We start from the raw sequence: 506 nt of genomic DNA on the forward strand, positions 1-506 counted from the left end.
AAGCTAGAAATAAAGCATTAAAATGGCTTGAAGAACGTGGATTTGTAGCAGAAAAAGTTAATACAGGTAAATTTGGCTCTACAAAGGGACAACCTGTTGGTATGACCACTCTTGATGGGAAAACCGGATTTAGAATTGAATTTGATGAGAGAAGTGGCGCTCATATTAATGTGTTTAGCGGGAAAGATAAGGGAGAACACTTCTTGTTTGAAGTATCAGAATCCACAGTAACTAAGCTTCAGAAACTATTTAATCTCCCCTCAAAACCATGGAGAGGCTCATGACTCTTGATAATGAAATAAAAGAGTTGATATTAAATATCACTAACCCTCCTCAAATAATAGAGGATTGGGAAGATCTTGCTGATGAACTATCTGACCATTTTGAATGGAAGGGTTCTAAAATAGATTGGTCAAAGACAAGTAAACATGAGAGTGAAAAACTGTCAGGGAGTTATTCTGAATGGTTGCCTTTGATAAAGAAATTTATTGGTAGCAAGTCGATTA

The 506-nt window shown here is 36.0% G+C and carries 2 pseudogenes; both read left to right on the top strand.

The window, feature by feature from the left end:
- A pseudogene (locus NNO04_RS22575) lies at positions 1–284 on the top strand (RHS repeat-associated core domain-containing protein); the annotation flags it as partial.
- Positions 281–506: pseudogene (locus NNO04_RS22580) on the top strand (type IV secretion protein Rhs); the annotation flags it as partial. The pseudogenes NNO04_RS22575 and NNO04_RS22580, both read left to right, overlap by 4 nt.

This window comes from Citrobacter sp. Awk 4, assembly GCF_028069725.1.
GTDB lineage: Bacteria > Pseudomonadota > Gammaproteobacteria > Enterobacterales > Enterobacteriaceae > Citrobacter_D.